Source organism: Binatus sp. (SeqCode), assembly GCF_035272065.1.
GTDB lineage: Bacteria > Desulfobacterota > Binatia > Binatales > Binataceae > Binatus.
Window position 1 is genome coordinate 1 of record NZ_DATEQZ010000082.1, and the last position, 12,408, is coordinate 12,408.

Genomic DNA, 12,408 nt, shown 5'->3' on the forward strand with positions numbered 1-12,408 from the left:
ATCCTCGGCCGGCAGCGTGCGCGAGCGCAGCCTATCCCGCAGCTCCCTGCGCTCACTCGGCGTCAAGCAAAACTCTCCTGCAAGCATGCCTCATGATACAAGAATCCGATACCAATGTCACCGTTACAGGCCACTAGTGCACAAGATTGCTGAGTGTGGACGGTGGCGGACTGTGTTCCGTCGAACTTGAAAACCGGCAGGGATGAAAGTCCCTCGTGGGTTCGAATCCCACCCCCTCCGCCAGGGACCGCCTTACGCGCGCGGAAACAGCTCTGTGCCGCCAGACTGCTACGAAGACGGAGCAAGGCAGGGCGGCGTGCGCGCTACCGTGTATTGATAGACTCGTCCGGCCCAGGAGAAAGTTCCCACTTCACCTCCGGCACGCGACCTGAGTTCCGCGGCCTTGCTGGGATCGTTCGGATCTATCCCGCTCGGTGCATATGCGAGGTAGCAGGTCCCGGCATCGGGAATCGCCGCAGTCAGCGGGGGATTGAAGTCCATCTTGAGAAAATTCACCGCGGGCAGCCAGCCGTCCGGGCCGGTATCGTTGCCGACGACCGGAGTCCAGTGCGCTTCTTCCGCGGAATTTTGCAAATGAAGTTCACGGTACTCGGGAGCGCCCGCGCCGTTCTTGCGCAACTCGACCAACACCATCTCCGGATGCGCGATCGCTATCATCTGGCACAGATTCCCAAGAGTCAGTTGGGGCGGAGGCGCGCTGGTCTCCTCGGTGGACGCCTCGGCGTCCTGCTCCTTCGCGTCAGCGTCGTTATCTGTTCCGCTGTTCGCCTTGTAAACCGAGTGGGCGAGATTGATTACCGAAGGTATCGCAGAAAGCAGAGGCAGCATGCAGCCGGCGGTGCTGAACGCGATTGTCGCGGCAAGCATTGCGACGAGCGTCGCCGGCCGGCCGGCTTTCGGCATCGGGCGCTGGACTGATTTCCGCTCGCTCCCCGGCATATCCTCCCCACCGAGCGCGTCGTTCCGCCCGCAAGTCTAGCAGCACGCACAAAACGAAACTATCTGTAGGTTCACGACGATTGACAGTCAGGGAATTTGACCTGGAGAGCGGTTCCCATCAGACTGCGTCATCCGCCGGCGAGCCTACAACCTCCCGCGGGCAAGGACTGGTGCGGCATGACCTCCGGCTACGACATTGCCAATGCTTTTCTTCTCGTTTACGCGGGCTTGTTTCCGATCGTGAACCCAATCGGCGGCGCGCCGATTTTCCTTGGCCTGACGCGACACTGCACCGACGCGGAACGCAACGCACTCGCGCTTCGGGTGACGATCAACAGCTTCTTCCTGCTGCTCGGCTCGCTACTCGTCGGCTCGTATGTGCTCGAATTCTTCGGAATCACCTTGCCCATCGTGCGTGTCGCCGGTGGACTCGTTGTGGCTGCAACGGGCTGGAGCCTGCTCCAGGCTAGAGATGAGTTTGCCGACGACCGAACCGCCCATAAGCCGAAGATACCGACCGATGCGTTTTATCCTCTCACCATGCCGATCACGGTGGGCCCGGGATCGATTGCGGTCGCCATCACGCTCGGCAGCCAGCGGCCGCGGGTTCCCTTCACCCAGCTCGCATTCCTCGGAGCCGCGGCCATTGCCGGCGTAGTCGCGATGGCGGCGACCATATATGTGTGTTACCGATTCGCCGAAGGGACCGTCGGCGCGCTCGGCCAGCAGGGCACCAATGTCGTGGTGCGGCTTTCGGCCTTCATCCTGTTTTGCATCGGCATCGAAATTATCTGGAGCGGCTATAGCGCCCTCGCGCACGTTGCCGGCTAGTCGCTAGACTCGTTCGCGTCCTGATTGAAGCAGCTCCTGGAGGAACGAGGATGTCACTTCACAGAAAACATGACTCCGGCCGGAAGACCTCGGACGTCATCTATGCTTCCAGCGATCTTTCCCTTTCGGTTCCAAAGCATCGAATTCCCCGCGACGAGAGTTCGCCCCGAACCGCTTATGCACTTATTCACGACGAGCTGTTGCTCGATGGAAACTCGCGCCAAAACCTCGCGACCTTCTGCACCACCTGGATCGAGCCCGAGGCGCTGACCCTGATGAACGAGTGCATCGACAAGAACATGATCGACAAGGATGAGTATCCGCAGACCGCCGAGATCGAGGCGCGATGCGTTCACATCTTGGCCGATCTGTGGAATTCGCCCGCCGGTTCAAACACCATCGGCTGCTCCACCACCGGCTCCAGCGAAGCGGCGATGCTCGGTGGCCTTGCGGCGAAATGGCGCTGGCGAGCGAAGATGCGGGCGCAGGGCAAGTCGACGGACAGACCGAATCTGGTTTGCGGGCCGGTGCAAGTCTGCTGGCACAAGTTCGGCCGCTACTTCGACGTCGAGGTTCGTGAGGTTCCGGTCGAGGGTGACCGGTTACTGATGGGCCCGGAACAGGCGCTGGCGCGTTGCGACGAAAATACCATCATGGTCGTACCCACGCTTGGCGTGACGACGTGCTGCCAGTACGAGCCGGTTCAGGCTATCGCCCATGCGCTCGACAATCTTGAGAAGACCAGCGGACTCGACATTCCAATCCACGTCGATGCGGCCAGCGGCGGCTTTCTCGCGCCGTTTTGCGACCCCGACCTCGCATGGGACTTTCGCCTGCCGAGAGTCAAATCGATCAACACGTCGGGGCACAAGTTTGGCCTGGCGCCGCTTGGTGTGGGCTGGGTGGTATGGCGTGATCACGCGGACCTGCCGGAAGATCTTATTTTCCACGTCAACTACCTGGGCGGCGATATGCCGACCTTCGCGCTGAACTTTTCGCGTCCGGCCGGTCAAATCGTCTGCCAGTATTACAATTTTTTGCGGCTGGGATTCGAAGGCTACCGGAAAATCCAGAATGCCTGTTACCACACCGCCCAACACATCGCGGCTGAGCTCGACAAGATGGGGCCGTTCCGCGTCCTTCACGGCGGGCACGGCGGACTTCCCGCGGTTTGCTGGATGCTGAACGAGGGGACGGACTACGGCTTCACGCTCTACGATCTTTCCGATCGGCTCCGCGCACGCGGATGGCAGGTGCCGGCCTACTCGATGCCGCCGAACCGCGAGGATCTCGTAGTCCAGCGAATACTGGTCCGCCACGGCGTGAGCCGCGACCTGGGCGACCTGCTGCTGGAAGACATCCGCCGTTCGATGGCGCTGCTCGAAAAGCATCCCATTTCACGCCCACTCACCGAAACCGAAGCCGGTGGCTACAATCACAACTGACGGGTAGCGTTCGATTCAACGAGAAGATTGGATTGGCCGATGCGCTGTGAAAAGTGTGGAACCGAAAATCCGGCGGGCAAGCGGTTTTGTGGTGACTGCGGTGCCGCGCTAGCAAATCGATGCGCCCAATGCGGCGCGGATAATCCGCCCGAAAAGAAGTTCTGCGGAGATTGCGGCGCCGCGCTGGCGACCGCCGCTCGTCCATCGACGGCGCGAGGCAATTCAGATGCTTCGCCGATTCGAGTAGCCTCCGACGCGCCGCTTGAAGCGTCCGCCGCCGACGGCGAGCGCAAGACGGTCACGGCGCTGTTCGCGGATATCAAGGGATCGACCGAGCTCGAGCAGGACCTCGATCCCGAAGAGGCGCGCGCGATCGTCGATCCGGCGCTCAAGCTGATGATCGACGCGGTGCGGCGCTACGATGGTTACATCGTGCAGAGCACCGGCGATGGCATCTTCGCGCTGTTCGGCGCGCCCGTCGCGCACGAGGATCATCCGCAACGCGCGCTGTATGCGGCGCTGCGAATGCAGGAGGAACTGAAAAAGTATTCGGCGCGGTTGCGCGAGGCTGGCAATCTGCCGATCGAGGCGCGCGTCGGTGTGAACACCGGCGAAGTGGTGGTGCGTTCGATCGCGACCGGCGAAGGACATACCGAATACACGCCGATCGGCCACACGACCAATCTCGCGTCGCGGATGCAGGCGCTCGCGCCTACAGGTTCGATCGCCGTCAGCGAGCAGACGCGCAAACTGGTCGAGGGCTATTTCGCACTCAAGCCGCTCGGTCCGACCAAGGTCAAAGGCGTCACCGAACCAGTCAATGTTTACGAGGTGACTGGGTTCGGGCCGCTGTGCACCCGCTTGCAACGCTCCGCAGGACGCGGACTTACGAAGTTCGTCGGCCGCGCGCGCGAGATGGAAGCGCTCGCGCGTGCATCCGAGCAGGCCAGAAGCGGCGGCGGCCGACTTCCGCGACGCGATCGCATTCGCGCAAAAGATGAGCTCCAAAATGTTGGAACTACGCGCGACCACCAGCCTCGCGCGCCTGCTCGACCAGCAGGGACATCGCGACGATGCTCGCGCGATGCTCGCCGACATCTACAACTGGTTTACTGAAGGTTTCGACACCGCCGACCTGAAGGACGCCAAGTCGCTGCTCGACGAGTTGAGCGGATAGCCCTGCGCGTGCAAGTCATAAGGAATTTCAGAATCGATCGCTTTCCTGAGGAGTAGAGACGAGATGGTTTATGAGCTGCGCGTATATCACTGCGTCCCGGGACGCTTGCCCTCGATCATTAAACGCTTCGACACCGTCACCTGCCGGTTGTTCGAGAAGCACGGCATCAAGCAGGTCGGATTCTGGACGGTGGCGATCGGCGAGTCGAATTCCGACCTGGTTTATATGCTGCAATGGGAATCGCTGGCTGATCGCGACAAGAAATTCGGCGCCTTCGCTGCCGATCCCGAATGGATCGAGGCGCGCGCCAGGAGCGAAGCCGACGGCGGCCCGATCGTCGCCTCGATCACCAATAGCATCCTGGTGCCGACCTCGTTTTCCGTGCTGAAGTGAGGCGAGTCGCCGTCAGCGGCGGCGGGTGAGTCCGTTTCGTTGCATGCGCCAGCGCAACAGATCGAAGCGGTCCTGCCCGAAAAACGGCTCACCGTTGAACACCATCAGCGGGACGCCCCAATGGCCGGCGCGTTTCTGCGCGGATTCGTTTTCGGCGATCACCGCGTCATAACGCTCCGGATCGCGCTCGATTTCCGCATCGAGTTTCGCGAGGTCCAGCCCCACACGATCCGCCGCGCCCGCCAGATGCCCGCCGAGATGCCAGTCCTTGACGCCGCCGAAAATCACGCCGCTCACTGCCGCGAGGAACGGCAATCCCTTGCCTGCCGCAGCCGCGGCGATGCCTAATCTGGTCAGCCTGTGGATATACGGTTGCTCCTTCGCCACCTCGCCGGTGCTCATGTTCATGACGATCGGATCGGGACTGGGCCAGGCGAACGGCATGCCCAGCATCTCGGCGATACGCGTGCAATCGCGAAACAGGTAGGGCGGCCACATTGGATTCACCTGTTTGAAAAAACCGGGAATCCGGACCGCGATCGGATAGACCGGGCGGACATTGGCCTTCACGTCGAACTCGCGCTCGAATTCAATCAGGCGCGGTGTCACGAGATAGGAATAGGGCGAGCGAAAGGACCAGAACAGATCGTATTCGAGTGTCATCCGGATTTTCCTGCGGGTCTTCGAAATGAGTTCAGCCGGGTTGCTTGTCGAACTTCGGTAGATCGTCGCGGACCGGCGCCCACGGCGGCGCGCTCTTCATATATACCTGCATCATCGGCTTGAACTGCGACGGGTCGTCGAGGCTGCCCGCCTTCAGCGCGACGAAGTCCGCCATCGCCGGCAGTATCGACAGAATCGGCGAGCCGCAATTCGGGCAAAATCCCCGGCTGACCTTGCCGCCGCTATCGCCCGTGACTTCGTAATGCTTCAGCTCCCCGGTGAGCTTGAATGCCGCCTTCGGCACCAGGAGCACCGACGCCATCGCGGTCCCCGTCGAGTGCTGGCAGTCCCTGCAATAGCAGTTGGCGGCCATGATTGGATCCGCCGAGCATTGGTATCGAACCGCGCCGCACGCGCAGCCGCCTGTCACTGATGCCATCGAGGTCTCCTCCTGTCTCAAACAATTCCGCAAAAGCATGATGCTCGCTATCGTCCAAAAAGACGATGCCGCGTGTGAATCGGATTGCCAGCATCGACAACGGTTAAATGGCGGAGGGCCGGGCCATGGCGCTGACACATACGATTGAGGCTTCTCCCATCGCGGATCGCTACGCTCGCGGATGGCATTGCCTTGGGCTTGCCGCGGACTACAAGGACGGCCAGCCGCACACAGTCAACGCTTTCGGCACCCGCCTCGTCGCCTACCTCGGCGAGGATCAACAGGTTCACATCCTCGACAGTTACTGCCCGCACATGGGCGCCGATCTGAGCCGCGGCCAGGTGCGCGGCAATTCTGTCCTATGCCCATTTCATAACTGGAGCTGGGGCGCCGACGGCAAGTGCAACAATATTCCTTACAGCAAACGTATCCCGCCCAAGGCGCGCGTGAAGTCGTGGCCTACTTGCGAGCAGAACAAGCTGCTGTTCGTATGGAACGATCCTGAAAACAATCCGCCGCCGCCCGAGGTCTCGATTCCGCGCATCGACGCCTGCTTCTCCGACAAGTGGAGCGACTGGGTAATCGAGAAGTGGACCATCAACACCAACTGCCGCGAGCTGATCGACAACGTCGCGGACATGGCGCACTTCCCGGTCGTGCACGGCGCGCCGGTGGATTACTTCGCGAACATATTCCAGGCTCATAAGGCGACGCAGATTATGATCGGCTCGGGCACGCAGGGAAATCAGGGCAGCCTCGCGACCTGCGCGACCTACTTCGGGCCCGCCTATCAGATCACTGAGATGAAAGGCGAGATGGGCGGCTTCCCGATCGATTCCATCCTGCTCAACTGCCACCTCCCCATTCATCTGAGGTGCTTCGACCTGCGTTTCGGCATGATCGTCCGAAAAATGGAAGGCCTGAGCGAAGTGATGTCTCAACAAATCGTCGCGGCTTACATCAAAAGCATTCAGCAAGGCTTCTACCAGGACGTCGCCATCTGGGATAACAAGGTCCGCATCGACAATCCCCTCCTATGCGAGGGCGACGGGCCCATCTACCAACTGCGCGAATGGTATCGGCAGTTCTACCTTGATGCCGCGGACGTCCCCGAAGAAGCCATCAAGCGCCAGGTCGTCGAGCTGAACGCCGGCCTATCCAATCCGCCACCGCCGCATCACGTATTCGAAGATTAAGCTCAACCCATCGCATCTCGCAGTTATCGACGCCTTGGCGTACATGAGAAGGATGCGCAAGGCGCCTCAGCGTACGCGGAGCGACTCTCCTCACGATTCAGTCTCGCTATCTCTGTCCGATTTCAGTGAACTCCTCGCCGCAATCTACGAAGGTCCGCTCGAAGCGGTTCCTTGGAAAACTGCGCTTGACCTGCTCCGGCGCCACCTGCGCGCCAGCTACGTCACGCTGATGCTGAGGCCGCCGTCCGCCGAGCTCGAACCGCTGATGGTGAACTCCGCCGGCGATTGGCCGATCACTCGCGAAGCCGAATACAACAAACACTATTACGCGCTCGATCCCTTCGTCGATCTGCCGCCGGACCGCGTCTTCACCGTCAATGAACTGATCGGCGACGCGAACTGGCGCGACAGCGAGTTCTACAAACAGTTCCTCAAGCCGCTCGACATCCTGCACGCGTTGGGCGCGGACATCCGCACCGATGACGGCCTCGAATGCCGCCTGCGTGTCGCGCGTCCGCATCGCGAGCCCCCGTTCTCAGAGAACGACAAACTCCTATGCACTAGCATTCTGCCTCATCTCAAGCGCGCCGTGCGCCTCCATTCGCAGCTCGAGCTGATGGATTCCGAGCGTCGCCTGTATGCCGGCACTGTCGATCGCATGCTGGTCGGCACGGTGACGCTTGACGAGACCGGCGCTGTGTTGAACAGCAACCCGGTAGCCGACGAAGTGCTGCGCGAAGGCGACGGCCTGCGCCTCGCCAACGGCGCATTGCGCGCCGACCTACCTGCGGAGAATCGCGAACTGCAGCGGCTCGTCAAACAGGCGCTGAGCGGCGAGAGCGGTGGCCGGCCGGCCGTCGTCGACGCGATCTCGATCACTCGCAAAGCGTCGCGTGGTAAGCTCGGCGTGCTCGTCCGCAGTCTGCCCAATACCGGTTCGTCGAAGGCCAAGCGCCGCCCGTCGGTTGCCCTCTTCATCCGCGATGCCGAGCGCAAGTCCGAGGCGTCCCGCGAAATGGTCCGCCGATTGTTCGACCTCACTCCGGCGGAAGCTTCCCTCGCGCTCGCTCTCGCCAACGGCCTCACGCTAGACGAAGCGGCCGACGCACTCGACATCCGCAAGAACACCGCCCGCGCCCATCTGCGCGCGATCTTCTCGAAAATCGGCGTGACCCGCCAGACGACCCTCGTCCGCGTCCTTCTAAGCAGCGTGATCTGGCTCGGCTAAGCGCCGTAGTCATAGTCTTTTCGGACGATGAATCCGCGGAAATATCACGCGACTCTTTGCATCACGTGAAATCTTCCACCGAAAGCAACGAGACCGACCTCGCCCGATCGCTGCTGGCCCGAGCGCGCGAGCTGGTCCCGACTCTCGCCAAGCGCGCCCCCTTAGCCGAGCACAACCGCTCGATTCCCGCCGACACAATCGCCGACTTCAAGCAGGCCGGCCTCTTCCGCGTCATCCAGCCCAAGCGCTACGGCGGCTACGAACTCGACCCCGGCGTCTTCTTCGACATCCAGATGACGCTCGCCGAAGGATGCATGTCCACCGGATGGGTTTACGGCGTCGTCGCCGTGCACAACTGGCAGTTGGCGCTGTTCGATCCGCGCGCGCAGGAAGACGTGTGGGCCAAGGACAGTTCGGTGCTGATCGCGTCGAGCTATATGCCCAAGGGACAGGTCGAGCGTGTTGACGGTGGCTTTCGATTCAACGGGCGATGGGGCTTCTCGAGCGGCGTCGATCACGCCAACTGGCTCTTCCTCGGCGGCATCGTGTCGTCGAAAAATGGTGTGCCCGACTATCGCACCTTCCTCGTGCCGCGCTCCGACATCACGATCAACGACAACTGGCACACTGTGGGCCTCAAGGGCACCGGCAGCAAGGAAGTCGTCATCGACAGCGCCTTCGTCCCCGAGTATCGTACACTTCGCGCTATCGACGGCTTCGCGGGCACCAGTCCCGGCTTGAGCGCCAATCCCGCCGCGCTGTACAAGCTGCCCTTCGGACAAATTTTCGTGCGCGCAGTCTCGACCGCGTCGATCGGCGCGTTGCAGGGCGCGCTCACCGCGTTTCGCGAGTACGGCTCCAAGCGCGTCAGCATCAACGACATGGGCCGCACCGCCGAGGATCCCGCGGCCGCGCTCGCGGCGGCAGACGCCGCTCTGGCTATCGACGACATGAAGTTGGCGCTGCATCGAAACTTCGCTGCTATGATGACGACGCTGCGCCGCGGCGACGCGCTCGACGTCAACGACCGCATCCACTACCGCTATCAGTCCGCCGCCGTCGCAGGACGATGCGCCGAGCACATCGATCGCCTGTTTCACGCCTGCGGCGGCCAGGGGCTCTACACCGACAATCCCATCGGGCGATTTTTCGTGGACATCCACGCGGCGCGCATGCACTACGCCAACAATCCCGACAAGTTCGGACGCAACTACGGCGGCGTGCTGCTCGGCCTTGGCAACACCGACTTCTTCATATGAGCAGTGGGATGAGACTCGGCGCGTCCCCCAGCGACGCGCACTGGGATCATGAGTTCGACGTAGTCGTCGTCGGCTCCGGCGCGGGCGGATTGACCGCCGCGATCGCCGCGCATGATCTCGGCCAGTCCGTCGTAGTGCTCGAAAAAAGCGACCAGTACGGTGGCACCAGCGCGATCTCCGGCGGCGGCGTATGGGTGCCGTGCAATCATCTCCTGACAGCCGCAGGAGCCAACGACAGCCACGACGACGCGCTCGCTTACCTCAAGGCCGCGACGCGCGGGATGGTTTCCGAGGCGCGCCTGCTCGCTTACCTCGAACACGCGCCGCGCATGGTGCGTTACCTCGAACAGAGAACTTGTCTCAGATATCGCGCGATGCCCAATTATTCCGACTACTACCCGTCGCTGCTGGGCTCCAAGCCCGGTTACCGCACGATGGATCCGTTACCATTCAACGCCGCGCGCCTCGGCGACGAATTCGCGCGCATGCGGCCGCCGCAGCCCGGCACGCTGATCGCGGGACGCGTCGCGATGACGGCCGGCGAAGCGCACGTCATGCTCTGCAAGGAGCGCGGATGGACCACGCTCTTCATCCGTCGCATGGCGCGCTACTGGCTCGATATCCCGTGGCGTCTTCGCAGCAAGCGCGACCGCCGCCTCACGCTGGGCAGCTCGCTGGTGGGTTCGCTGCGGCGCTCGATGATGGATCGCGGCGTCCCGCTCTGGCTCAACACCGCGCTTGATTCGCTGGTGACTGATGCGCGCCGCGTCGTGGGACTCGTCGCAACTCAGAACGGCAAAACGATTCGCATCGCGGCGCGCCGCGGCGTCATCCTCGCCGCCGGCGGTTTCGAGCACAACCAGGCGATGCGCGACGAGTACCTGCCCAAGCCGACGCGCGCCGAATGGACTGTCACTCCGCCCTCGAACACCGGCGACGCGATCCGCGCGGGGCAGGGCGTCGGCGCGCAGGTGGCGCTGATGGATCATGCGTGGTGGGCGCCGACAGTTTTCATTATGGGCCGCGAGAAGCGGCGCGCGCTGTTCGTCGAGCGCAATCTGCCCGGATGTGTGATGGTCAATCGGCTGGGCAGGCGCTTCGTCGACGAGGCCGCGCCTTACAGCGAGATCGTTTACGCGATGTACGCCGATAACGAAAAGAGCAACGCCAACATGCCGGCGTGGCTCGTCTTCGATGCCGAATTCCGCCGCAAGTATCCATGCGGCCCGCTGCTGCCCGGCATGGTGCGTCCCGACAAATCGCTGCCGGCGGCATGGGCCGGCACAGTTTATTTCAAGGGCGAATCGCTCGACGCCCTCGCCAGTCAAATCGGAATCGATGCGAAAGGGTTGCGCGAGACTGTCGATCGGATGAATCAGTACGCCGCGACCGGTGACGACAAGGAATTCGGCAAGGGCAGCGACAATTTCGATCGCTACTACGGCGACGGCAACGTGAAGCCGAACCCGTGCCTCGCGCCGATCGCCAAGCCTCCTTTCTACGCGATGCGCATCGACGCCGGCGACATCGGCACCAAGGGCGGCTTGCTGACCGACGAGTACGCGCGCGTCTTGCGCGACGACGGTCAGCCGATTCCCGGCCTCTACGCGACCGGCAACACCTCGGCCGCCGTGATGGGCCCGAGCTATCCCGGCGCCGGCTCGACCCTCGGTCCGGCGATGACGTTCGGCTACATTGCCGCACACCACCTGGCGGGAGTTTAAGATGCTGAAAGATCGTGTCGCGCTCGTAACCGGTGCGAGCCTGGGAGTCGGCAAGGGAATCGCGATTGCGCTTGGCGCCGCGGGCGCGACCGTCTATGTCACCGGCCGCAGCGCCAAAGCCGGCGACAATCCTTTCGGCGGCACTGTCTCCGCCACCGCCGACGAGGTCACGAAGCGCGGCGGTCGCGGTGTCGCTGTGGTCTGCGATCATAGCGACGACGACCAGGTGCGTGCGCTGTTCAAGCGAATCGAGAACGAGTCCGGACGCCTCGACATCCTCGTCAACAACGCCACCGCGATTCCCGAGGCCTCACCGAGTCCGGGCCGTTCTGGAACAAGCCGCTCGAGTTTGTGAAGGTGCTTGACGTAGGCCTTTGCTCCAACTACGTCGCGACGTGGCTCGCCGCGCGAATGCTCATCCGCAACGGCGGCGTGGTTTTCAACTCGTCGTCGCCGGGCGCGAAAGCTTATGTGCACGGCCCCGCTTACGGCGCCGCGAAGGCGGGAGTCGACAAGATGTCCCACGACATGGCGCACGACTTCAAACCGCACAACGTTGTGGTCGTCTCGGTCTGGCTTGGCCTGGTGAAGACTGAAAAGGTGATGATGATCCACGCCAACAAGTCGAAGTACGGACCGATGCTCGCAGTCGCCGAGTCGCCCGAGTTCGGCGGCCGCATCATCGACGCCCTTTACAACGATCCCAAGCGCATGGAATTGACCGGCCAGACATTCTTCTCAGCCGAGCTCGCCGATCGCTACGGCGTCAAAGACATCGACGGCAATCAGCCGCCGTCGGGCCGTGACTACCTTGGTCCGCCAACCGAATTTTCGCCGATAGTAATCGAGTAGAGGCGCTATCCACGTCCAGCATCGGACCTGACACCGCGATCGACGCGAGCAATTCGGGGGCAACCCCGATTGGCGCGCCGATCCGTGCCGATGGCGAGCAGTCCGTCGCATGGGAGGATCACTGCGACGTGTTGGTCGCCGGCTTCGGCGCCGCCGGAGCGTGTGCAGCGATCGAAGCCGCAAACGCAGGCGCCGCAGTCATCGTGACAGACCGGTTCGGCGGCGGCGGCGCGAGCGCCAA

General features: G+C 62.5%; 11 protein-coding genes and 1 pseudogene. 9 read left to right on the forward strand and 3 right to left on the reverse strand.

Features of this window, described 5'->3' with window-relative positions; translation table 11 throughout:
- Nucleotides 1–288 precede the first annotated feature (288 nt).
- Nucleotides 289–924, reverse strand: coding sequence for a hypothetical protein (locus VJX68_RS15410; protein ID WP_324096602.1), 636 nt, complete (start codon nt 922–924; stop codon nt 289–291).
- Between the two features lie 213 nt (nt 925–1,137).
- Between VJX68_RS15410 and VJX68_RS15415 the strand changes: the two genes are divergently transcribed.
- The 4 genes from VJX68_RS15415 to VJX68_RS15430 all read left to right on the forward strand — a co-directional run bounded on the left by VJX68_RS15415 (nt 1,138) and on the right by VJX68_RS15430 (nt 4,806).
- Nucleotides 1,138–1,791, forward strand: a complete 654-nt coding sequence (locus VJX68_RS15415; protein ID WP_324096603.1) for a MarC family protein — start codon at nt 1,138–1,140, stop codon at nt 1,789–1,791.
- A 50-nt stretch (nt 1,792–1,841) separates the two neighbouring features.
- Nucleotides 1,842–3,236: a glutamate decarboxylase gene (gene gad, locus VJX68_RS15420; RefSeq protein WP_324096604.1), complete on the forward strand. Its 1,395-nt coding sequence runs from the start codon at nt 1,842–1,844 to the stop codon at nt 3,234–3,236.
- A gap of 39 nt (nt 3,237–3,275) precedes the next feature.
- Complete coding sequence (locus VJX68_RS15425; RefSeq protein WP_324096605.1) at nt 3,276–4,352, forward strand: adenylate/guanylate cyclase domain-containing protein; 1,077 nt, start codon at nt 3,276–3,278, stop codon at nt 4,350–4,352.
- A gap of 124 nt (nt 4,353–4,476) precedes the next feature.
- Entirely contained in the window at nt 4,477–4,806 is a 330-nt protein-coding gene (locus VJX68_RS15430; protein WP_324096606.1) for an NIPSNAP family protein, read from the forward strand.
- A gap of 12 nt (nt 4,807–4,818) precedes the next feature.
- Here the strand turns inward: VJX68_RS15430 and VJX68_RS15435 are convergent, their stop codons facing one another.
- Together VJX68_RS15435 and VJX68_RS15440 are read right to left on the reverse strand one after the other, a co-directional pair.
- Nucleotides 4,819–5,469 carry a 2-hydroxychromene-2-carboxylate isomerase gene (locus VJX68_RS15435; protein ID WP_324096607.1) on the reverse strand — a complete coding sequence of 217 codons (651 nt, stop codon included), beginning with the start codon at nt 5,467–5,469 and terminating at the stop codon, nt 4,819–4,821.
- 31 nt (nt 5,470–5,500) lie between these two features.
- Complete coding sequence (locus VJX68_RS15440; protein ID WP_324096608.1) at nt 5,501–5,908, reverse strand: GFA family protein; 408 nt, start codon at nt 5,906–5,908, stop codon at nt 5,501–5,503.
- A gap of 125 nt (nt 5,909–6,033) precedes the next feature.
- On the opposite strand from VJX68_RS15440, the gene VJX68_RS15445 reads away from it, so the two are divergent.
- The 5 genes and pseudogenes from VJX68_RS15445 to VJX68_RS19165 all read left to right on the forward strand — a co-directional run bounded on the left by VJX68_RS15445 (nt 6,034) and on the right by VJX68_RS19165 (nt 12,167).
- On the forward strand, nt 6,034–7,104 hold the full coding sequence (locus VJX68_RS15445) for a 3-ketosteroid-9-alpha-monooxygenase, oxygenase component (RefSeq protein WP_324096609.1): 1,071 nt from the start codon (nt 6,034–6,036) through the stop codon (nt 7,102–7,104).
- A gap of 52 nt (nt 7,105–7,156) precedes the next feature.
- Nucleotides 7,157–8,332 (forward strand): helix-turn-helix transcriptional regulator, encoded by a 1,176-nt coding sequence (locus tag VJX68_RS15450; protein ID WP_324096610.1) that lies wholly within the window; start codon nt 7,157–7,159, stop codon nt 8,330–8,332.
- Between the two features lie 65 nt (nt 8,333–8,397).
- Nucleotides 8,398–9,591: a flavin-dependent monooxygenase gene (locus tag VJX68_RS15455; RefSeq protein WP_324096611.1), complete on the forward strand. Its 1,194-nt coding sequence runs from the start codon at nt 8,398–8,400 to the stop codon at nt 9,589–9,591.
- A gap of 8 nt (nt 9,592–9,599) precedes the next feature.
- Nucleotides 9,600–11,315 (forward strand): FAD-dependent oxidoreductase, encoded by a 1,716-nt coding sequence (locus tag VJX68_RS15460; protein ID WP_324096612.1) that lies wholly within the window; start codon nt 9,600–9,602, stop codon nt 11,313–11,315.
- Nucleotide 11,316: 1 nt separating this feature from the next.
- Nucleotides 11,317–12,167, forward strand: a pseudogene (locus VJX68_RS19165) (SDR family NAD(P)-dependent oxidoreductase).
- Nucleotides 12,168–12,408 lie beyond the last annotated feature (241 nt).